The sequence below is a fragment of the Polaribacter sp. genome (assembly GCF_036480315.1).
Taxonomy (GTDB): domain Bacteria; phylum Bacteroidota; class Bacteroidia; order Flavobacteriales; family Flavobacteriaceae; genus Polaribacter.
The window spans coordinates 133,776-158,078 of record NZ_JAZGGG010000055.1; the positions used below are offsets into that span (position 1 = coordinate 133,776).

Here is a 24,303-nt window from a genome sequence, read left to right on the forward strand (position 1 = left end):
TTAAAGATATTGTTTTAATTCTAATAATGTAAAAACAGTTTTAATTTTATTTGTTTCAATTTTAGAGTTATCGAAATTACAATGTATAGCATCTATACCAACATCTAAAGCACCTTGAATGTCTGCTTCTAAATTATCACCTATCATAATAGATTGTTCTTTTTTTGCAGCTGTAATTGTTAATGCATAATTAAATACTTTTGGGTTTGGTTTTTTTACACCTACAGATTCTGATGTAATAATTTTATCGAAATAATGATGAATTTTAGAATTAATCATTTTTTTGCTTTGTACTTCTTCAAAACCATTTGTAATAATATGCAGTTGATACTTATCTTTTAAATAGTCTAAAATTTCAAATGTACCAGCGAAAAGGTGATTAAAATTAGCAAGGTTTTCAATATATTCATCAGCCAATTTATTTATTATTTCATCTGAAACTTCATAATTAATTGCATCAAACGTTTTTTTAAGTCTACCATATCTTAACTCTTCTTTAGACACTTTTTCTTCTCTGTATAGTTTCCAATATTTAAAATTTAAAGGAATATAAACTTTCAAAAAAACTTCTATTTTAATCTTAATATTGTTTTCTGAAAGAATTTTTTCAAAAGTTAATTCAGAATTTTTTTCAAAATCCCAAAGAGTATGATCAAGGTCAAAAAAAACATGTTTAATATTCATTTGCTAAAAATAGAAATTATTAAATAAAAAACTCTTTTACGCGTTATATTTGTTGAAATATTTTATCACTTAATTCTTTTGACTAAAAAACTTAATATTCTTTTTTTATGTGGCTGGTATCCTTCTAAGGTATTTCCTACTAATGGCGATTTTATACAACGACACGCAGAAGCAGTTTCTACAAAACACGATATTTCTGTGATACATATTGTTTCTGATAAAAATTGTAAGAAAAATATTGAAACTACATTTATTGAAATTAATGATGTTAAAACTCACATTGCTTATGTTAAGCAAACAAAAAATCCTATTTTAAAATTAATATGGTTTTGGAAATCTTATTTAGTTTTATTAAAAAAAATAAATCAATTTGACGTTGTTCATCTAAATGAAATATTTCCTTTTGGTTTATTTGCATTACATTTAAAATGGTTTTATAAAAAACCTTTTATAATTACTGAACATTTTACAGGTTATTTAGAAGCCTCTAAGTTAAAGATTTCATTTTTTGAAAAATTGATTTCTAAACGCATTGTAAAAAAAGCATATGCAATTGCTACAGTTAGTAATTATCTTACTAAAAACATGCAGAATTTAGGTTTTAAAGGGAATTTCGTAACCGTACCAAACGTTGTAGATACAGACTTATTTCTTCCGAAGAAAAAAGAGCATAAAACTTTGAAATTAGTACATGTTTCTAGCTTAAAAGATAACCACAAAAACATTTCTGGAATGTTACGTGTTGCAAAACTGTTAGAAGACAAACTAGATTATTTTGAATGGAATTTTATTGGAAATAACGGTGATGACTATCAAGAATATTTAAGAACATTAGATCTTAAAAAAGGGAAGATTTCATTTATAGAACATCAAACACAAAAAGAGTTAGTTTCTAATTTACAAAATGCTTCAGTTTGTATTTCTTTTAGTAATTACGAAACTTTTGGTATTGTAATTACTGAAGCAATTGCATGTGGAACTCCTGTTATTGCAACAAATACTGGTATTGCAATTGATTTTAAGGAACTTGATTTTTGTAAAGTAATTCCAATAAAAAATGAAGAATTATTGTTTAATGAAATCTTAAATTCAAAAAATACTTTTGCTAATATAGATACGGATGTAATGCATACTTTTATAAAACAACAATATAATAAAGAAGTGGTTTTAGATAAATTTTCTTTACTTTACTATCAATCTTTAAAAAAATAATTTGAATTTAATAACTTCTTACATTTCAAATTTTTTAGGCAGAAAAGGTAGTTATGTTTTTATTGCTACTGTTTTTGCTAGATTATTTTCTTTTTTAGCGGCTTGGTTTGCACTGAAACTAATTCCTAACAAAGAGTTAGGTGTTGTGCTTTTTGCCTACAACATTGTTGTTTTTATAATTCCTATAAGTGGTTTTGGTTTGCACCAGAGTTTAATAAGGTATGGCGCTTTATTAAAAACTAAAGAAGAAAAAAACAGTTTATTTCTTTATGTTTTAAAAAAAGGAATATTAGCCTCATTACTAATGATTTTTGTAATAATTTTATGTAGTTTTTTTATTAATTTTAAATTTGAAAACACACAATTTTACCTTGTTATTTTGTCTTTCGTCATAGTACCTTCTTTTTTACTCTCTATTATTAATGCACAATTTCGATTGAATCATGACAATAAATCTTTTGCGTATACAGAAATAGTTCGTAGTCTTATTTTGGTAATTTCTGTCTTTTTTTTAAGCTACTTTTTTCAAGAAATTGGTTATGCCTTTGCCTTACTTTTAACGCCGTTAATTACTACTTTACTGTTTATTAAACGTCTAAAAATAGACTTTACTTCCACTGAAAAACTTAAAATAACGAATTTAAAATTTTGGAAATATGGTTTCTTTGCAAGTTTATCTAACGTAGTTACGCAACTACTTTTTGTTATTGACATTTTATTGATTGGCTATTTACTTAATGATACCGAAATGGTAACTAATTATAGATATATTTCTCTAATTCCGTTTAGTTTACTGTTTTTACCAAGAGTATTTATTTCAACAGATTTTGTAGCTTTTACAGAAAAAATTTATGATAAGAGATACATTATAAACTACATAAAAAGTTACCTATTATTATTTAGTTTAGTGAGTGTATTTATGTTAATTATATCTTGGTTTTTTTCAAAAGAAATTCTGTGGACTTTAGATAAAAACTTTGTTCAATTTTCGAACACCTTTTTAGTTTTAATGTTTGGTATTACAGGTATTTTTACACTTCGCGGTATCTTTGGCAACTTATTATCTTCAATTGGTAAAGCCTATATAAATTATTACATTGCTTCTTTAGCATTGCTTTTTAATGTAATTGCTAACTATTATTTAATCCCAAAATATGGTATTCTAGGAGCTGCAATAACAAGTTCTATTTTAATGTGGTTTACTGGAATATTATCTGCAGTATGGTTTTACTTTTTGTATGAAAAAGTGTTAACAAAAACTAGATAAAAACAACATCACCATCTCCAGATTGAATTGTAAATTCTTCTTTATCTTCTAATGATTTTTCTAGCTCTTTTGTGATAAAATATTTCTATAGAAATGCTTTTTTTTGTATTAGATGAAACATTATCCTAACCAACATTTTTTTTAGATGAGTTTGTTCTTAAAACTTAATATCTTGCAGCGAAATCATTAATACCTGGGCATAGTATTTTTTTTAAGAGGTCTTTTTAAAAAGTATTTAATATATTCTTTCAATAAATAACTTTCTCCATTTTGGCTCCCAATTTCAAAAGTTAATCGTTGAAAATTTGTTTCAAAAGAATCTTTTTTTATTCCTGCTGTTCCAAAACTAACATCAATTATTTGTTCTTTAGATAGCTCTTCAAAAAAGGTGTTAGAAACCCCTAAATCTGTAAACGGAAAAGCAAATAATTTATAGTCTATATTGAATTTTTCAACCAACCAATTTATACTATCTGTTGTTTGGTTTATTTGTTCTTCAAAAGAAATATCAGTATACAGAGGATGATTTTTAGAATGTGCTCCTATCGTAAAACCCATTTCTATCAATTCTTCAATTTGTAGTGAAGATAGGTAAGGTTTTTCTCTCTCTAAATATTCCTCAAAACTATAATCGATAGCATTTGCTATATCATCTAAAAGTGCTTTATTATTGAAGTTAATTGAAAACAGACTTTCTCTGATATTCTTTTTTTTATCAAAAAAATCATAAAACTTATTCTTCTCTTTTTTAGAAGATTCTTCATAAAACTGATATAGTAAACTTGCCTTATATCTATAAAATAGTGCTTTATTATCTACAAAATCTGAATTTACAAATAGGGTTGCTGAAATATTATTTTCTAATAAAATAGGCGCAGCAACTTTATAGAAATTAGACAAACCGTCATCGAAGCTTAAATGAAAGTAATTTTTTGTTATTTTTTTTTTTGATTTAGAAATCCTAGAAAATTCTTGTACTGAAATTTGTTTGTAATATTTCTGTAAAACTCTTAAATCAGCTTTAAAATCATTAATTTTTCTTGGTGGATATAAGTGCTTGGTAAATGTATTTTCTTCGTCTGTAATTTTATGGTAAAAAGGTAGCAATATCCGTTGATTTGATTTGGATATTAGTTTAATTAACAAGTTTTCAAAAAAAGCATTCATCTATTTTTTTAATCTTAATAAGTTCAACAAACTATTATTTTCTAGTTGATAGTACATTTCGTTTTTTGAGCCAAAACTCTTAAAAAAAGAGCCAATATTTGGTAAATTACCTCCTTCAAAATCTAATACAAAATTAGAATTTACATATCTTTTTATAATATTATTTATTAAAAAACTTGCTGCTTGTAATTTTCTCCCTTCAGAGTTAAAAGAAGAGAATAAATATGTAATTCGATTATTAGACTTTAAAAATAAACCGCCACCCAACAAGGCTTCTTCTTTATAAACTCCCAAGATAAATCCTTTCTTATTTGATAACAAGTAATACGATAATCTCTCAATTATTTCAGAAGAAAAAGTTTCATGTTTATAAAACTCCCTTTTCATTTTGATCAACTCTATAATTGTTGTGTTTTTTATATATAAATGATTCTTTTCACTTTTTTTTACTGCATGTTTCCTTCCTTTAGAAAAGGATTTTAAAATTCTAGAGTAATCTGTATTTAATTCTAAAACATAGTTCTTCCTTAATTTCATTTTTGGTGTAGAAAAATTTGCCGAATTAAAATTCAATATTACTTTTAAAAATTTATTTGGAATTTCTTGTGTCATTTTTTTTTGAAGTATTTCAGAAATCTCTTTTTTAGAGAAAACTCCTAATTGTTGGCAAAAATCAGGCTGTGACACATACTTTATAAAATATTTTACTCGCCATGGAATAGGCATTACAGCTTCATAATCATTCAAAACTAAAACACCCCAATTATCAGCAACAATATCTAAATACCAAGAATATGCATAAATTCTAGATTGAATAGAATTCTCTATACAAACATCATATTTTGCAACATCAATATTTTCTCTTTTTATGTATTGAATCATTTTAAGAAGTCGCAATTTTAATCATAGATTCATACAATCGTTTCCAACCTTTCCAACGTAGATAATCGCTTAAAGTTTCATTATGAAACAAGGTTATAAAAGTACCATTTACTGCTTTTACTTCGTTTTTTAAATCTCTAATTCTACCCAAAGATTGTTTTGGTGTTAACTTCATATAATCGTTTAAAGTGGTATCCATTAGCGCAAACGGAAATACTTTAAGTGGCGTTTGAATTTCAAAATCTAAATCGTAAAAATAAAACGGAGTACAAGTACTTGCCCTAAAACCAACATTACTTGCATACCCCATAGAAAAATCTTCTGCTACTTCTAAATCTATTAAATTTTGATAGGTTTCAGGTAAACTAAAACGTAAAAAATGTTGTCTAGAACGTGTTACTGGCATGTTTGTAATCTCTTGTAATCTCTCTTTTTCTTTCTTTAATAATGTTGCGTTTTGCATTGTAAAATAAGAAGGATGCAAACCAACTCTGGCATAATCTACCATCTCTTTAATAAGTAATCTATATTTATTTTTTGATGCAGAAACATTAGTATCAAACGTTGTGTAATCTCCTACTAAAAAGAAAAAAATAGTTTTAATATCATATCTTTTTTTAACATCTAAAATTTTATCAAATGTATTAAATGGATCTTTTTTAATTTTAAAAACAACCGCAAAACGATTCCAAACATTTAAAAGTCTAAACTTAAAAAGGTCATTAAAAAAACCACCAACACTTCTTACCAAACTTTTATGCTTATACGCAAATGCATTGTCTATGTCAACCGTAGAAATAAATTCATAACTACGGTTTTTATATTCATAATCTGGAAATTTTTCTTTTAATGCTGCTAATAATTTATATGTCCAAATATCAACTACAGGTTTCTCTAAAAATCGTTTTTTGTAAGCCAAACTTTGTTCAGCTGTATATCGCCCATGAATGTCTTTTACATGTGGTAAGTACTCCTCATAACGCGAAATTAGATAAAAACTTGCTGCAAAAATATCAAAAGGAATTGCAGATTTTGGGCCCGTAATAAAGAAACAAGGAACAGTATCCCATTTTTGAATGTTAATTTCTAAATCACTTACACCTTGTTCAAATAACAAATCGTTACTTTTTATAAAAAACTCGTTTCCAAGTGGAGTTTTAGTATATGTAAGTTTAGGTCCATTATACGCTACAAATTCTTCTACTTTTGAAGTAAAATCTACAGGAATCAATAAAATTCTTGTAAGAATATGCTTAAAAATATAACGAACTCTTGGGGTAATTTTATGTGTATAAACTAATATCATTTTTTGTTTAGTTGGCAGTTTGCAGTAGGCAGTATTCAGTGAGCAATTGAATAAAAACTGTCTACTGATGACTTAGGACTATAATTGCCCTTCATCTGCAAAGCTAAAATACGCTTTTTCAGTAATTATTAAATGATCCAAAAGTTTAATATCTAAAGTAACTCCTGCTTCTTTAATTTTTTGAGTCAATTGTTTGTCTGCATTACTTGGTTCTAATTTTCCAGAAGGATGATTATGACAAACAATAATACCAACAGAAGTCAACTCTAATGCTCGTTTAAATAACAGACGAACATCTACAATTGTTGCTGTTAATCCACCTTTACTTATCTGTGACTTTGCCAAAACTTTATTTGAATTATTTAAAAAAAGTACCCAAAACTCTTCGTGTTCTAAATCGCCTATAATAGGTTGCATTAAATTAAAAACATCTTTGCTACTTGTAATTTTTGGCTTTTCTAAAGCAACTTCTAACTGTCTTCTTTTTCCTAGTTCTAACGCTGTAATAATTGCAATGGCTTTTGCTTCACCAATTCCTTTAAAAGTGATTAGTTTTTCAACAGAAAGCTTTGCCAACTCATTAATATTCCCATTTACAGATTGTAAAATTCTTTTAGACAAGGCAACAGCACTTTCTTGTCTGTTTCCTGAACTAATAAGAATAGCAATTAACTCTGCATCAGAAAGTGCAGTTTTTCCTTTAGCAATTAATTTTTCTCTAGGTCTATCATCTAAAGCCCAAGATTTAATGGTTAATTTTTCCATTTAGCATTTTTTTTTATAAAAGTACTAAAATGTAAATTAACTAATACTTCACTTTTTCAACTTACCGCTTTTGCATTGATATTAAGAACGTGTAATAAAAGAAAATCACATTTTAAAAAAAGAGTTTGAAGACTTTTGTATCTTTGTAGTCTATTTCTATATTTTAAATATGAAGATTATTATAGCTGGTGCTGGAGACGTTGGGTTTCACTTGGCTAAACTACTTTCTTACGAATCTCAAGATACGTATATCATAGATTTCGATGGTGATAAATTAACTTATATCAACAATCATTTAGATGTTATTACCAAAAAAGGTGATGCAACTTCTATAAAGCTACTTAAAGAAATTGGTATTGATTCTGCCGATTTATTAATTGCGGTTACAGATAGTCAAAACACAAATTTTACAATTTCTGTTATTGGTAAATCTTTAGGAGCAAAAAAGACAATTGCTAGAATAGACAATCCAGAATTTTTAGAAAATTGCGAAGTTGATTTCACTAAATTCGGTTTAGATTTTATGATATCTCCTCAAGAATTAGCAGCAAATGAGATTAAAATGCTGTTAAATCAATCTTCTTTTAACGATACGGTAGAGTTTGAAAGTGGTGTTTTTAATATTATGGGAACCGGACTTACTTACCAATCTCCATTAATAAACTTAACTGTTAAAGAGGCAAAAGAGAAGTTCTCTAATGTTGATTTTATTACCATTGCTATAAAAAGAGAAAACGTCTCGCAAACTATTATTCCTCGTGGAGACACAACATATGAACTAAATGATCAAGTTTATTTTTCTGTACCAAATTATAGCATAAAAGACCTGTATCCTATTATTGGAAAAAAGCAGTTCAATATTAAAAACGTAATGATTTTAGGTGGAAGTAGTATTGGTAAAAAAACGGCAAGAAATCTCTGTCAAGATAACTTTAAAGTTAAATTGATTGAAAAAGATAGAGAAAAAGCTGAAGCTTTGGCTGAAGAGTTAAGTAATACTTTAGTTATTAATGGTGATGGACGTAATTTAGAATTATTAGAGCAAGAAAACATTAGAGAAACAGATGCTTTTATTGCGGTTACAGGTAATTCTGAAACCAATATTATGTCTTGTTTAGTAGCAAAATCTAAAGGTGTTAAAAAAACCATCGCGTTGGTTGAAAACATGGACTATATCGATATTTCCCAAACAATTGGCATTGAGTCTCTTATCAACAAAAAACTAATTGCCGCTAGTAATATTTTTAGGCATATTAGAAAAGGAGAAATTCTTGCCTTGGCAAATCTTCATAATATAGATGCTGAAGTTTTTGAATTTGAAGTGCAAGCAAATGCTAAAGTAACTAAAGAACCAATTAAAAATCTAGGTTTTCCAAGAGAAGCTGTTTTTGGGGGTATAATTAGAGATGGAAAAGCTTTAATGTCTTTTGGAACAATGCAAATTCAAACTGGTGATAAAGTAATTGTTTTCTGTTTACCAGAAGCCATAGAAACTGTAGAAAGTCTATTTAAATAAAATGGGATTTTTAAACACAAAAATAATTTTTCGGTTTTTAGGAATTACTGCAATCTTAAACGGTTTGTTCATGTTTATAGCCTTTCCTTTGAGTCTATTTCATGACGAAGTTGCTAGATGGGGAATATTAAACGCTGGTATTATTACAGTTTTTATTGGCCTACTACTCTACTTTTTTAACAAACCTACAAACACAAATATTCAAAAAAAAGAAGGTTATTTAATTGTAACTTTAGGTTGGTTAACACTTTCTATTACAGGAATGTTACCTTATCTATTATCTGGAGCTATACCAAATTTAACAAATGCTTTTTTTGAAACCTTATCTGGTTATTCAACAACAGGCTCTTCAATTTTAACAGATATTGAAGGAATGCCAAAAGGAATTCTTTTTTGGCGAAGTATTACACATTGGATAGGCGGAATGGGAATTATTGTACTAACCATTGCTATTTTACCACTATTAGGAATTGGAGGAATGCAACTTTTTATGGCCGAAGCTCCTGGACCATCCGCAGACAAGTTACACCCAAGAATTACTGACACAGCAAAAAGATTGTACCTAATATATGTTGTATTAACCTTTGTTCAGTTTTTTCTTTTAAAAATTGCTGGTATGACTTGGTTTGATGCTATAAACCATGCTATGGCAACCGTTAGTACTGGTGGTTTTTCTACAAAAGCAGATAGTATTGCCTTTTATAACGGACAACCATTAATACAATATATTATTATTGTTTTTATGTTTATTGCAGGTACTAACTTTGTACTTACTTATTTTGCTTTAAAAGGAAAGGTTCAAAAAGTTTTTCAAAGTGAAGAATTTAAGTATTACTTTTTTGGTGTTTTAAGTATTTCGGCAATTGTAGCTTTAGTTATTCTTTTTTCTCAAGACCCAAATTTAGAAACAACATTGGCGCATCCTAAAGTTTTAGGAGAAACAGAAAGTGCTATTAGACATTCGTTATTTATGGTAATCTCTGTAGTAACTACTACAGGTTTTGTTACCGCAGATTTTACAATGTGGAGTTTTTTTGCTACTGGAATTTTCTTTGCATTATTTTTTACAGGTGGTTCTGCGGGTTCTACAAGTGGTGGTATAAAAGTAGTAAGACATATTGTTATGCTAAAAAACAGTTTTTTAGAGTTCAAAAAAGCCTTGCATCCAAATGCAATTATACCAGTAAGATATGATGGTAAAACAGTAAACCAAACCATTGTTTTTAATATTCTTTCTTTCTTTATTATTTACATGCTTATTTTTATAATTGCCTCAGTTATATTAACTTTTTTAGGTTTAGATTTTATATCTGCACTTGGTGCAGCAGCATCTTCTTTAGGAAATATTGGTCCCGCAATTGGTTCTGTAAGTCCGGTTGATAATTTTGCTCATTTATCAAACGCGGCAAAATGGTTCTGTTCTTTTTTAATGCTAATTGGACGTTTAGAACTTTTTACTGTTCTTATTTTATTTACGCCTTTTTTTTGGCGCAAGAATTAAGTCCTAAAAAAAACTACATTACTGTAAACGGGTGTTTTATAATTTATTATATTCTTTTTTTCGTACATTTAAGAAAAAAAGTCATGAAAAATCACTATTTAAAATTCACTATGTTGCTCTCTATGCTATTTTTAGCATCTAATACTTTAGGGCAAATTTACAATGCAGATTTCACAAACAATGGAGATGGTTTTACAGATCATTCTACAGCTACTCCTCCTTCTGTAGGGCCTGCTTCAGTCGGTCCATTTGGAGCCGCTTCTAATCAATGGTCTTTATCATACACAAGCACTCCAAGCACAGATAGTTCTGCCAATTCTTTTAAAGTAACTGGCGGATCTTTGGCTTCTGATGATTGGGGAGGTCAAGGGATTTTTCAAAGTCAAAACATTGATGTCTCTGCAATTAACTTAATTGACATTTCTGCAATTACTCTTAATTCTGGAGCAAATGAAAATAAGTTTAAATACTTTTACATCCTTGACGGTGGTTCTAGAGTTGAAACTGCTAACACAACTTCAACAAATGGAGATAATGTTAACTACACAATATCCGCATTAGATGTATCTGGAGCTAATACCATAGTTGTTGGATTTGAATTTGAAGAAAATGGCGGAAGTCAAGGATATACAACATCTTCTTTTTCAGTAAGTGTTGCTGCTCCAGGAATAACTTTAGGCATCGTTTCTGGTAATACAAATGAAACGGGAACAACTGCTACATTTAGCGCAGTTCTTACAGTTCAACCAAGCACAAATGTAGTTCTAAACATATCTAGTGGAGATACTGGTGAAGTTACTGTTTTACCAGCTAACTTAACTTTTACGAATGGAAACTGGAATACTCCTCAAAATATTACTGCCACAGGAATAGATGATGCATTATCTGATGGAGATGTTGCTGTTTCCATTACTGTTGCGGTAAATGACGCTACCTCTGATGCTTCTTACCATGGAATTACTAAAAATACTACAATTACTAATGAAGATAATGAAATACCCAGTTTAATAGTAAACGAATTACTTTCAGACCCTGCCGCTGGTGTTCCTGCAGGAGACTCAAATGGGGATGGAGTTAGAGATGGAGCTGATGATGAGTTTATAGAGATTTATAATACCTCTGGTGGAAGTTTAGATATATCTGGCTACACAATAGAAGATGGAGCTAGTATTCGTCACACATTTCCAAGTGGAACAATAATTCCTGCAAACCAAACAATTATAATATTTGGAGGAGGAGAAGTTAGAGGGGTTTCTGGTTTAACTCAAATAGCAAGTACTGGATTATTAAGTTTAAATAATAGTGGCGATACTATTACAATAAAAAATGCGTCTGCTGTTGTAATTTCAACAACAACTTATGGTGGAGATGCAAATGATAATCAATCTATTGCAAGAAGTCCAGATTTTACAGGTAATTTTGTGAAACATACTACTTTAACAGGTGGTTTAAATTTCTCTCCAGGAAAAGATAACACAGATGGTGTAACTCCTTTTACAACATTAATTACTTGGAATGGTAGCGGTAGTGTCGTTTGGGATTTAGATACAAATTGGATTGGAGGTGTAAAACCTTCTGGTAGTAATGATGTTTTAATTCCTAATGTAGGTACTTTACCAACTTTATCAGCATCTTCAGAAATTATAAATCTTACAGTTGCAACAAATGGGAATTTAAGTATTAACGGAGGTGGTAAACTTACAATTAAAGGAAATATATTGTTAAACACTTCAACAGATATAGTAATTACTTCAACCATAACAGGCACCAATACTTTAAATGCTGGAACTTTAATTTTAAAAGGTGGTTATAGCGCTTTAGATACAAGTGGTCAGTTCTTTTATTTCACAGAAACAAATAAGGATAATACAGATGATTGGTCTTTAATATCTTCTCCTGTTACAGGTGAAGGAATTGAAAAATTTTCAAATTACGTAGGCTTAAGAACTAACAACAATAACGTAGCCATTGCACCCTATAACAATAGTGGTCGAGCTTGGGATTATTATAAAACTGCTGCATCAACTAGCCCAGTTGATGCTGGTGAAACGTTATTAAGTACTGCAGGTAATTTTGTAACCGGAAAAGGATATACAATTTCTCCTAATTCAACTGGTGGTACAATTTCTCCTTCAGCAAAAGGAAATATAGGTTTTCAGGGAAATTTCCCAACAGAAAATTACACAAGCGCTATAAGTGTTGGTTCTAGTAATACTTTTAATCTTATTGGAAACCCATATTCTTCTTACATTCCTTTAAATGATGCAGCAGACGCAACAAACAATATTTTAAGAATTAACGGAGCTAATGGTTTAAATATTTTAAGTGAAGATACCGTTTGGATTTGGGATAAAGAAGCAAACTCTGGTAATGGAGATTACGTGACTATAAATTTAGGTGGAACATCTCGTTTTATTTCTCCTGCACAAGGTTTCTTTGTTAGTGCAAAAGCTGGTGGAGGAAATTTTAGTTTTACTGAAACGATGCAAAGTCACCAAGCTACAGGAATTTTTAGTAGAAGCACTAATAACTCTAAAATAAAACTTTTATTAAGTGACAATGTTAGTCGTAAAACGACTAATATTTTATATGTAAATAATAAAACAAGTGGTTTTGATAATGGTTACGACAGTTCTATGTTTAGCGGTGTTGGTAGTTCATTTGCTATTTACACGCAGTTAGTTTCTGATAATGAGGGCAAAAATTTAGCAATACAAACTTTACCTAAAGATTTTGAAAATTTAGTTATTCCCATTGGTATAAAAGTTATTCTTAAGAAAGACGAAAATGAAAATCTTATCAATAAAGAGATTACTATTTCTGCAAAAACATTAAACTTTCCTTCTAATTTGAAAGTCTATTTAGAAGACAGAGAAACAAACATATTTACTAGTTTAGATGAAACAAATAGTAGCTACAAATTAACGCTAACTGCAAATTTAAACGGAATTGGAAGATTCTATTTACACACAACAGAAAGTGCTTTAAATATTGGTGAAAATGTGAGTTTAGAAAATATTAGTGTTTATAAAACAAATACATCCACTTTAAAAATAACAGGTTTACAACAAGGTAATACAAAGGTTACTTTATTTAATATTCTCGGAGAACAAATTATGAACAGCTCTTTTACAACTGATGGAGTTAAAGAAATTTCTCTACCAAAATTAGCAAAAGGAGTTTATATTGTTCAGCTAAAAACTGAAACAGGAAAGCTAAACAAAAAAATCATTATAGAATAATAACGAGAATTTTAAATAATGAAACATCATGAAAAAACTGGTAAAAAATACTCGAGATAAAGTTCAAGAAATTTCTCGTAAAGATGCTCTAAAAAAGATAGGAAACTACGGCAAATATTCGGTATTAACTGCATTGGGAACCTATATGATATTAAATCCACAAAAAGCACAAGCTACAAGTCCAGAAGATCCTGGAACAGGGTTTTAAACCTAAAAATTTATATACAAAAAAAATGCTTCAATTATTGAAGCATTTTTTTTGTATAAATCATAAATTGATTACTTTTATTTTTATGAATAACGAGAACCCAATTTTATACCAAGTTATAGAGAACAAAACCATAACTTGGTTTAAAAATAGCAATGAATATTTAGTTTTAGAAAACACAACTGCTGATATTTTAAAAAGATTAAGTAAAGATATTTCTGTCAATGAAATTGCAAAAGCATTGTCTAAAAAACTAAATGTCCCTTTAGAAAAAACTGTTGACTTTATTTTAGATTTAGAAAAAAGATTTTTCGTTCCTAAAAAAACTATAAAGCCAGATATTGTAAATGATTATAGAGATATAAAAATACCTAAAGAATTTGAATTTAAAAAGTATTATAAAATAAATAATGTTGTTTTTAGAGTTAACTTTTCTAATGAATTTGAACTTTCTTTAGTACATCCCAAATTTGCTCATTTAGAAACTACAAAAACAGGTTTTCAAAACGAATTTATTGTTTTCAACAACAATGGTTATATTTTCCTTCATGTTGACAAAGATTTTATTGGAGCATGGAATAAAAAAGAAATTCACTATTTTCAAGGAAAGTTTTCAATGCAACTTATTCAGAAAATCCATAAAAAAGCAGAAAATGAATGGATGGGTGTTTTCCACGCTTCCGCAGTAAGTAATGGGAAAAAATCAATATTGTTTTTAGGAGATTCTGGTAATGGAAAAAGTACCTCTTTAGCGTTATTGCAAGCAAATGGTTTTACATGTTTAGCAGATGATTTTGTTCCTATTGATAAAGAAAAAAAAGAAGTTTATAGTTTTCCGGCATCTATTTCTATTAAAAGAAATAGTTTAGAAACTCTACTTCCACTCTATCCTGAATTAGAAAATTCTGCAGAATATCATTTTAAAAAATTGAATAAAGTAGTTCGTTATTTACAACCAAATAACAATAATTTCTTTGCACATTTACCTTGTAATGATTTGGTTTTTATTAAATATGAAAAAGACGCTAAATTAACTTGTAAAAAGATTTCTAAAATTGATGCGTTTCAACAATTAGTTCCAGATTCTTGGCTTTCACCAGAAATAGAAAATGCACAAATATTTTTAGATTGGTTTAAGAGCTTAAATTGTTATCAATTAACGTATTCTGTAAATAAAGAAATGATACATACTGTTTCTAAAATTTTTAATAATGATTTATAAAGAAGTGCTTTTTTTTATTGGAAAATGCTTAACTATTTCTTTGGAAGAAAAAAATAAACATGAAGTTGAAATTCAACTTAAAAATACAGAAATAGATTGGGATTTTATTGTTAAAATCAGTACCGCTCATTATGTATTTCCAGCATTGTATTGTAATTTAAAACGCGCTAATTTTCTAAATTACCTTCCAGAAGAATTGGTGAATTACATGGTACATATCACTGATTTAAACCGTGATAGAAATCAACAAATTATTGAGCAAGCAAGAGAAATTAATTCCCTTTTATTAGAAAATAATATTACTCCTATTTTTTTAAAAGGAACAGGGAATTTACTAGAAGGTTTATATGAAGACATTGCAGAAAGAATGGTTGGTGATATTGATTTTATTTTTTCAAAAAATGACTATCCTAATGCCATTAAAGTTTTAACAAAATTTGGATATTCTAAAGTTCATAAAAATACATATGACCCTATTTCTTTTAAACACTATCCTAGAATTCAAAAAGAAAATAAAATAGCTGCAGTAGAAATACACAAAGAACTATTGTTAGAAGAATATGCAGATGAATTTAATTATTCTGTAGTTAGTATATCTACATTAAAAATAGATAAAATTAATGTAATGAGTTATGATAACCAATTGTGTTTATCAATAATTGCAAAACAAATTAATGACAAAGGTTCTCATTTTAAAAACATTGCTTTAAGAAATGCGTATGATGTGTTTTTATTATCAAAAAAAACAATTGCTAAAAACTCTTTTGTAAAATACCCAAAATTGTTTGGCCCTTTAAATTCATTTCTTGCTACTTGTTTTTTAGTTTTTGGGGAAATAAATTCTCTAGAATACACTAAAAATAAAGAAACTGAAAATTACATTTCATATTTTAATAAAAATTTATTCAATCAAAAATTAGCAAATAAAAATTATAAAAAAATAGAAAAAAACCTTTTTATAAAATCACGATTAAGTATAGTTTACCAATCAATTTTCAAAAAAGAACATAGAAATTGGCTTATAAAAAGAATTACGGATAAAAAATGGCAAAAGGAAAAACTAATTCGATTAGGTTTAAAAAAGCCTAAACCAAACCCTTAACCTCTTCAAAATCTAAACCACCATAATTACCAGAACTCATTAATAAAAGTGCCGTATTTTTTAAATTTTGATTGAACAAAAATTCTTTAAATTCTTGCGGGTTAGTATAAATAATTAAATCATCTCTCTCAAAAGCACTAGCAATTTGCTCTTTAGTAACTTCTTCTAATTGTTTAATTTTTACTGCATGCGGAGAATAAAAAACAACCGCTTTATCTGCAAACTCTAGAGCATCTTTATATTCAGCTAAAAATTCTGCATTTAAACTAGAATACGTATGTAACTCTAAACAAGCTAAAACAGTTCTATTATTATATTGTTCTTTAACTGCTTTTGTAGTTGCTGAAACTTTACTAGGACTGTGTGCAAAATCTTTAAAAATAACTGTAGAATTACTTTCTGCTATTTTTTCCAACCGTTTACTTGCTCCTTTAAAACTGACAATAGCTTCATAAAAATCATCTTCATCAACTCCTAAATGTTGACAAATCCATTTTGCTCCAGCAAGGTTTTGTAAATTATGTTTTCCAAAAATTTCTAATGGTAAATTTCCTTCTTTAGTATCTAAATAAGTAATTCCGTTTTCAATAAAATGCTCGGGAGTTTTGTATGGATATTTTTTAATATGATTTTCTGAAGACTCTACAACATCTTTTACAATTTCATCTTCTTCATTATACACCATACTTCCTCCATTAACCATAGAATCTGTAAAAATTCTAAATTGATCTGTATAGTTTTCAAAAGTTGGGAATACATTAATATGATCCCAAGCAATTCCACTTAACAATGCAATATTTGGTTTGTATAAATGAAATTTAGGACGCATATCAATTGGCGAACTCAAATACTCATCTCCTTCTAAAACAATAAAATCGTTTTTTTCTGTTAAATGTACCATGGTTTCAAAACCTTCTAATTGTGCGCCAACCATATAGTCAACTTCTTTTTCATGATAATTTAACACATGTAAAATCATAGAAGTTATGGTAGTTTTTCCATGAGAGCCACCAATTACAACTCTTGTTTTGTCTTTAGATTGCTCATATAAAAATTCTGGATATGAATATATTTTCAACCCTAATTCTTGCGCTTTTAACAACTCTGGATTGTCAATTTTAGCGTGCATTCCTAAAATAATAACATCTAATTCTGATGAAATTTTAGAGGGAAACCAACCAAATTCATTTGGTAATAATCCATATTTTTCTAATCGAGATTTAGATGGATTATGAATTGTATCATCAGAACCAGAAACTTGGTATCCTTTTTGGTATAAAGCAATGGCAAGGTTGTGCATGGCAGATCCGCCAATTGCAATAAAATGAATCTTCATTTAACAAAATTTAAAAAAGTAAAAATACAAAAGCTTCTAACAATATTGATTATATTTAGGACTAAACTAATTCAAAAGATAGTTTTACAACTGTAAAAGGTTCGTTTACTAATTTTACATTGAATTACAACACGGTTTAACTTTACTTTGAAAGTATTAAATCTTATAACTATGAAAAAAATTACATCAACATTAATAATGATATTTCTATTTTCCTCTCTTATAAACGCTCAAAAAAACTACGAAAACCTTTGGTTACAAGTAGAGAAATTTGAAGTAGATAATTTACCCAAATCAGCATTAAAAGTTGTGGAGGAAGTTTATGAAAAAGCAGAAAAGGAAACCAATTCTCCACAAATCATAAAATCTCTTTTTTATAAAAGTAAATTTTCTTTAACGTTAGAAGAAAATGCGCAATTAAAAGTAATTAATCAATTTAAAAAACATATTTATAAAAGTAAATTTCCAACAAAAAATGTATTAGAAAACGTATTAGCAAACCTGTATTGGCAATATTTTACACAAAACAGATACAAGTTCTACAATAGAACTAAAAGTAAAAACAAAGTAGATGTTGCAGATTTTAGGACTTGGGATTTAAATACGTTATTTGAAGAAATTCACACGCATTTTAAAGCTTCATTAGAAAATTCTGATGAACTTCAACAAGCAGATATTCATGATTTTGCACCTATTTTACAAATACAAAAAGATTCAAAAAAATACAGACCAACATTGTATGACTTTTTAGCAAACAATGCGCTAGAATTTTATAAATCTTCAGAAACTTCTATTACAAGACCTTCTTATAAGTTTATTCTTGATAATACTGATTTTTTGAGTGATTTTAAAAAATTCTCAAAATTAAAGCTTACTTCTAAAGATAGTTTGTCATTACAATTTAATGCATTAAAAATTTATCAAAAATTAATTCAATTTCATGTAAAAGAAAATAATTTAAATGCTTTAATGGCTATAGATATTCAGCGTTTAAGTTTTGTTGAAACGCATGCAACTTTCAATGAAAAAGAAAAAATAGCTTTAACAACTTTTAATTCTTCAAAAGAACATTTCAAAAAAAATGAAGTTAGTGGATTGTATGCTTTTGAAATAGCTAAAACGCATAGAAACAAATCAGAAAACAAACTAGCATTAGAAATTTGTAATGAAATTATAGAAAAATTTCCTAAAAGTTTAGGCGCAAAAAACTGTACTATTTTAAAGAATCAAATTAAAGAAAAATCACTTTCTATTACTGCAGAAGAATACATACCAATCAACACAAATTCTAGAATTTTAATCAACTACAAAAATATTGATAGACTCTTTTTTACAGCTTATAAAATAACTGATGAAGAATTATTTCAATTTAATAAAGTTTATCAATTTGATGATAAAGTAAAATTTATTAATTCATTAGAGAAAGTAAAGGATTGGAACGCCAAATTAAGAAATGAAAAAGATTATTCACAACATTCAACAGAAGTAATAATTCCAAAATTTAATAACGGTAAGTTTTTAATTATTACATCAGAAAATCAAAATTTAAAAGAAAATAATATCTATGGAACTGCTTCCATTCAAGTAACCAATTTAACATTAATAGAAAATACATTTGAAGGAAAATACAATTATCAAGTTGTTGATAGAAATACAGGAAAACCAATTAAAAATGCAGAAATACATTTAAAGAATAAAAGTAACGATGAAGATACATACATCAACAAAAGATTAAAAACGGATAAAAAAGGATTTGCTTCTTTTAAAAGTAAAAACCGTTACCATAGTGTAAATATTGCTATTAAAACCAAAAATGACTTTGCCACTTTTGGCTATCATTATTTATACGATTATAGTAACGTAGATTATAACGATTCTATGGATGATGATAAAACCACAATTATAAAATCATTTATTTTTACAGATAGAAGCATATATAGACCAGGACAAACTGTTTATTTTAAAGCGATTGTTATACAAAAACAAGGAGATAAATCTGAAGTTTTTAAAGATGAATATGTAAGTATTAAATTAAATGATGCTAATAAGCAATTAATAAAAACATTAGAATTAAAATTGAATGATTTTGGTTCAGTTGCAGGAGAATTTATTTTACCTAATAACGGATTAACTGGTCAATATTCTATAACTTCAAAATTGAAAAATTTTAAACACAGTAGTAAAAAAATTAGTAATTATGACCATAATCATTTTAATTTTTCAGTAGAAGAATACAAAAGACCAAAATTTGAGACAGAATTTAAACCAGTAACAGAAAGTTTTAAAATAAACGATTCTGTAAAAATTTATGGTTTTGCAAAAGCTTTTTCTGGTGCAAATATTACAGATGCAAAAGTAGTTTATAGAGTACATAGAAAAGTGCAATACCCAAATTGGTGGTATAGGTATAGACCAAACCCAACTTCTAATTCTCAAGAAATCACAAACGGAGAAAGTGTTACCAACTCAAAAGGAGAATTTAAAATTACCTTTAAAGCAATGCCAGATGAAAGTGTTTCTAAAGAAGGATTACCTGTTTTTAATTATGAAATTACAGCTGATGTTACAGATATTAATGGAGAAACAAGAAGCGCAACAACTATTGTAAAAGTTGGATATCACTCTTTGGTAGCAACAATTTCTTTAGACGATAAAATTGACAAAAATAAAAAAGAAACCGTTATTAATATTGATACCAAAAACTTAAACGGTGAGTTTGTACCTGCAAAAGGAAGCATTAAAATATATAAACTAAAGGCACCAAAAACTCCGTTAAGAAAAAGACCTTGGAATGCTCCAGATTATCAAGACATTTCAGAAAACACGTTCAGAACTCTGTTTCCTAATGATCCATATTCAGATGATGAATCTGATGAGAAAAATTGGAAAAATGGAGAATTAGTATTAGACGAAAACTTTGATACAGAAATAGCTAAAGAATTAAAGCTTAAAAATACCAAAAATTGGATTTCTGGAAAATACATTGTTGTTTTAGAAAGTAAAGATAAATTCAATCAAGCAGTTAAAGACGAACAAAGATTTACGATGTTTTCTACCAAAGAAAAACAAGTTGCAGATGCTAAATTATTAGTAATTAATACAGACAAAACTTTTTATAAAGTTGGTGATAATGTAGAAATCAATATTGGTTCTGCTTCAAAAGATATGACTGTTGTTATACAAATTGAAAAGAATCATAAAATTATAGAAACTTGTTTGGTTAAGTTAAGTAATTCAACCAAAACAATTAAAGTCCCTGTTAAAAAAGAAGACATTGGTGGTTTTGCAATTAAATATCACTTTGTAAATTATAATTATTTTGAAAGTGGAAATCTTATAATTAACGTTCCTGAAAAACAAGAAAGCATTAATATTGAAACCAATATTTTTAGAGATAAATTACAACCAGGACAAGATGAAACTTGGAGTTTCACTATTAAAAACGATGAAAAAAATGCAGTAACTGCAGAGATTCTAGCGTCTATGTATGATGCTTCTTTAGACGAATTTAAATCTCATAACTGGAGTTTTAATCCAATTGCGCCAAAACCGAGTTACAGTTCTTACAGTTTAAGTAACGCAAATTATAGTTTTAGAAATACCAATTTCAACATTAAAAACAATCACAGAAATTATTATGGATTTTCAGCTATTTCTTATGATTCATATAATTGGTTTGGGTTTAGTCTGAACAATAATCGTTGGCAAAAAAATCAATATATAAGAAATACTAAAAGAAAAATTGAAAGTACTAGAACCATTTTCGATGGAACAATTACTGGTATTATAGAAGATACATCCGGAGGTATACCTGGAGTTTCAGTTTTAATAAAAGGAACAACTTTTGGAACTGAATCAGATTTTGATGGAAATTACTCTATAAATATAAAAAAGGGAGATGTACTGGTCTTTAGTTATCTCGGCTACTTACCTAAAGAGGTCTCAATTAACAATCAAACAAAACTAAATGTATTATTGGAGGAAGATTTTAATGCTCTAGACGAAGTTGTAGTGGCTGGATACGGAACACGTAAAAAATCTCATTTAACAAGTTCTGTAAGTTCAGTTAAAAGTGAAATGATGATGGATGCTTTAGAAGGAGAAGTTTCTGGAGTTTCAATAATTAATGATGGACAACCAGGGTCAGGACGAACTATTAGAATTAGAGGAATGGGTTCTTTAAAAGGAAATTCTCAACCTTTATATGTTGTTGATGGAGTTATTGTTGATAAATTCAATTTAAATCCAAATGAAATTTCGGAAATACAAGTTTTAAAAGATGCAGCTGCAAGAGATTTATATGGTGCAAGAGCTACAAACGGAGTAATAATTATCACAACAAAATCTGGTCAAGCAAAAATAGACAAAGAACTATCTAAAGTAAAAGCGCGTAAAAACTTTAAAGAAACCGCTTTCTTTTTTCCACAATTAAGAACTGATAAAAACGGACAAGTAAGTTTTTCTTTTACAATGCCAGAAGCATTAACACGTTGGAAATTGCAATTATTAGCGCATACAAAAGAGCTAAAAGCAGCAACAAAAACTTTACAAACCGTAACTCAAAAAGAATTAATGGTGGTGCCAAATACACCAAGATTTTTACGAGAGGGAGATGAAATTACGTTGAGTGCAAAAATCACAAACTTAACAAACAACACTTTAAATGGTTTTGCGAAACTAATTTTAACAGATGCCATTTCTGGAAAAGAAATTGATACAGATTTAGAAAATCTAAATTCAAACAAAAACTTTACAGTTGATAAAGATGGAAATACCAACATTTCTTGGAGTTTATCAATTCCTGAAACGGTACAAGCTGTTCAATATAAAATTGTGGCAAAAGCTGGCGATTTTTCTGATGGAGAACAAAATGTTTTACCTGTTTTATCTAATAGAATGTTGGTTACAGAAACGTTACCAATGTGGGTTCGTTCTAATCAAACCAAAACTTTTACGTTAAATAAATTGAAAAAGAATACTTCTTCAACTTTAAAAAACCATAAGTTAACTTTAGAAATGACGTCGAATCCTGTTTGGTATGCAATTCAAAGTTTGCCTTATTTAATGGAATATCCTTATGAATGTGCAGAACAAACATTCTCTAGATATTATGCAAATACCTTGGCTAGTTTTGTAGCGAATTCAAACCCAAAGATTCAAGAAGTATTTAATGCTTGGAAATCTTCTGATGCTTTGTTGTCTAATTTAGAAAAAAATCAAGAATTAAAATCGTTGATTATTCAGGAAACTCCATGGTTGAGAGATGCACAGTCTGAAACCGAGCAAAAGAAAAAAATTGCTTTGTTATTCGATTTAAATAAAATGAAGAATGAGCAAGAAAAAGCCATCAATAAATTAAAGGATATTCAAATGAATTCTGGTGGTTTTCCTTGGTTTAAAGGTGGACGATATGAAAGTAATTTTATTACCCAACATATTGCAACTGGTTTTGGTCATCTTCAAAAATTAGGGGCTACCGATTTTGATACATCAACTTCAAAAGTGATTGAGAAAGCTGTAAAATATTTAGATAGTGAGTTGTTAGATCAATACAATAAACTATTAAAAAGAGCAGAAAAAATCAAACAGCAATCAAAAACTAAAAAGAAAGGAGAAGAAGCTTACGTTGAATATTTATCAAAAAATAACTTGAACTATACTACAATTCAGTATTTATACATGCGTAGTTTTTATATTGATATTTTGATGGATAACGATTTAAAAAGTGCTGTTAGTTATTATCAAAATCAAACTGAAATTTATTGGAATGATTATAACTTGTATGCAAAAGGTCAAATAGCTTTATCATTATTTAGAAGTGATAAAAAAACTACAGCAAACAAGATTCTAAATTCTTTAAAAGAAAATTCAATTACTTCAGATGAATTAGGGATGTATTGGAAAAGCAACACTGCTGGCTATTATAATTATGAAGCTCCAGTAGAAACACAAGCATTACTAATTGAAACTTTTTCAGAAATTGAAAATGAAACTAAAACAATAGATAATCTTAAAATTTGGTTGCTAAAAAATAAGCAAACTAATAGTTGGAAAACTACAAAAGCAACCACAGAAGCTGTTTATGCGTTATTATTAAATGGAAGTGATTGGGTTTCTATAACAGAAATGGTTGCTATTAAAGTTGGTGATAAAAACGTTAATCCTAATAATATAGAAGACGTAAAAATTGAAGCAGGAACAGGTTATTTTAAAACTTCTTGGAATGGTGATGAAATCAAAAAAGATATGGCAAATGTTATCATTACTAAAAAAGGAAACGGTATTGCTTGGGGCGGATTGTATTGGCAATATTTTGAAGATTTAGACAAAATTACTTCTGCAGAAACTCCACTTAAATTGAATAAGAAATTATTTTTAAAAGTAAATTCTGATACAGGAAAAGAATTACAAGAAATTACTGTTAAAACACAATTAAAAGTTGGAGATTTAATTACGGTAAAAATTGAATTACGTTCTGATAGAGATATGGAATTTATTCACATGAAAGATATGAGAGCATCTGGAGTAGAACCAATTAATGTAATTTCTAAATACAAATGGCAAGACAATTTAGGTTATTATGAAAGTACAAAAGATGCCGCAACAAACTTCTTTTTTGATCGTTTACCAAAAGGAATTTATGTTTTTGAATATGATGTAAGAGTTAACAATGCTGGTAATTTCAGCAACGGAATTACTACTATACAAAGTATGTATGCACCAGAATTTAGTAGTCATTCAGAAGGGGTTAGAATTCATGCTTTAGAAAACTAAACCACTATGGACTAAAGTCCATAGGTTTTTAAATCTGACTAAAGTCAGGTGTACGAAAACAAACGTGCTTACTCAAGGATAAAATTATCATTATCATTACTCGATTTACGATGATGTTC

General features: G+C 28.2%; 15 protein-coding genes. 9 read left to right on the forward strand and 6 right to left on the reverse strand.

The window, feature by feature from the left end:
- The gene (locus V3V28_RS11875) at window positions 1–684 is read right to left on the reverse strand and encodes a YjjG family noncanonical pyrimidine nucleotidase (RefSeq protein ID WP_331365227.1); all 684 of its coding nucleotides are present in this window, start codon (window positions 682–684) and stop codon (window positions 1–3) included.
- Window positions 685–762: 78 nt separating this feature from the next.
- Between V3V28_RS11875 and V3V28_RS11880 the strand changes: the two genes are divergently transcribed.
- Both V3V28_RS11880 and V3V28_RS11885 read left to right on the forward strand, forming a co-directional pair.
- On the forward strand, window positions 763–1,896 hold the full coding sequence (locus tag V3V28_RS11880; RefSeq protein WP_331365228.1) for a glycosyltransferase family 4 protein: 1,134 nt from the start codon (window positions 763–765) through the stop codon (window positions 1,894–1,896).
- A gap of 1 nt (window position 1,897) precedes the next feature.
- Window positions 1,898–3,163: an oligosaccharide flippase family protein gene (locus tag V3V28_RS11885; protein ID WP_331365229.1), complete on the forward strand. Its 1,266-nt coding sequence runs from the start codon at window positions 1,898–1,900 to the stop codon at window positions 3,161–3,163.
- Between the two features lie 186 nt (window positions 3,164–3,349).
- Here V3V28_RS11885 and V3V28_RS11890 read toward each other — a convergent pair whose 3' ends face one another.
- The 4 genes from V3V28_RS11890 to radC all read right to left on the reverse strand — a co-directional run bounded on the left by V3V28_RS11890 (window position 3,350) and on the right by radC (window position 7,283).
- Entirely contained in the window at window positions 3,350–4,330 is a 981-nt protein-coding gene (locus V3V28_RS11890) for a polysaccharide deacetylase family protein (protein WP_331365230.1), read from the reverse strand.
- Window positions 4,331–5,212 carry a hypothetical protein gene (locus V3V28_RS11895; protein ID WP_331365231.1) on the reverse strand — a complete coding sequence of 294 codons (882 nt, stop codon included), beginning with the start codon at window positions 5,210–5,212 and terminating at the stop codon, window positions 4,331–4,333.
- Window position 5,213: 1 nt separating this feature from the next.
- Window positions 5,214–6,518, reverse strand: a complete 1,305-nt coding sequence (locus V3V28_RS11900) for a polysaccharide deacetylase family protein (protein ID WP_331365232.1) — start codon at window positions 6,516–6,518, stop codon at window positions 5,214–5,216.
- A gap of 78 nt (window positions 6,519–6,596) precedes the next feature.
- Window positions 6,597–7,283 (reverse strand): RadC family protein, encoded by a 687-nt coding sequence (radC, locus tag V3V28_RS11905; RefSeq protein ID WP_331365233.1) that lies wholly within the window; start codon window positions 7,281–7,283, stop codon window positions 6,597–6,599.
- A 169-nt stretch (window positions 7,284–7,452) separates the two neighbouring features.
- Here radC and trkA point away from each other — a divergent pair, with 169 nt between their 5' ends.
- The 6 genes from trkA (at window position 7,453) to V3V28_RS11935 (ending at window position 16,074) form a co-directional block, all read left to right on the forward strand.
- Window positions 7,453–8,799, forward strand: coding sequence for a Trk system potassium transporter TrkA (trkA, locus tag V3V28_RS11910; protein WP_331365234.1), 1,347 nt, complete (start codon window positions 7,453–7,455; stop codon window positions 8,797–8,799).
- 1 nt (window position 8,800) lies between these two features.
- A complete protein-coding gene (locus V3V28_RS11915) occupies window positions 8,801–10,300 on the forward strand; it encodes a TrkH family potassium uptake protein (protein WP_331365235.1) in 1,500 nt (499 codons plus the stop codon).
- An 83-nt stretch (window positions 10,301–10,383) separates the two neighbouring features.
- Entirely contained in the window at window positions 10,384–13,542 is a 3,159-nt protein-coding gene (locus tag V3V28_RS11920; protein ID WP_331365236.1) for a lamin tail domain-containing protein, read from the forward strand.
- Between the two features lie 28 nt (window positions 13,543–13,570).
- Entirely contained in the window at window positions 13,571–13,750 is a 180-nt protein-coding gene (locus V3V28_RS11925) for a hypothetical protein (protein ID WP_331365237.1), read from the forward strand.
- Between the two features lie 85 nt (window positions 13,751–13,835).
- Complete coding sequence (locus tag V3V28_RS11930) at window positions 13,836–14,972, forward strand: hypothetical protein (RefSeq protein WP_331365238.1); 1,137 nt, start codon at window positions 13,836–13,838, stop codon at window positions 14,970–14,972.
- Window positions 14,962–16,074 (forward strand): nucleotidyltransferase domain-containing protein, encoded by a 1,113-nt coding sequence (locus tag V3V28_RS11935; protein WP_331365239.1) that lies wholly within the window; start codon window positions 14,962–14,964, stop codon window positions 16,072–16,074. Before V3V28_RS11930 ends, V3V28_RS11935 begins: the two co-directional genes overlap by 11 nt.
- Here the strand turns inward: V3V28_RS11935 and V3V28_RS11940 are convergent.
- Complete coding sequence (locus tag V3V28_RS11940; protein ID WP_331365240.1) at window positions 16,058–17,410, reverse strand: UDP-N-acetylmuramate--L-alanine ligase; 1,353 nt, start codon at window positions 17,408–17,410, stop codon at window positions 16,058–16,060. The genes V3V28_RS11935 and V3V28_RS11940 overlap by 17 nt on opposite strands.
- Before the next feature lie 171 nt (window positions 17,411–17,581).
- Between V3V28_RS11940 and V3V28_RS11945 the strand changes: the two genes are divergently transcribed.
- A complete protein-coding gene (locus V3V28_RS11945; RefSeq protein ID WP_331365241.1) occupies window positions 17,582–24,184 on the forward strand; it encodes an MG2 domain-containing protein in 6,603 nt (2,200 codons plus the stop codon).
- Window positions 24,185–24,303 lie beyond the last annotated feature (119 nt).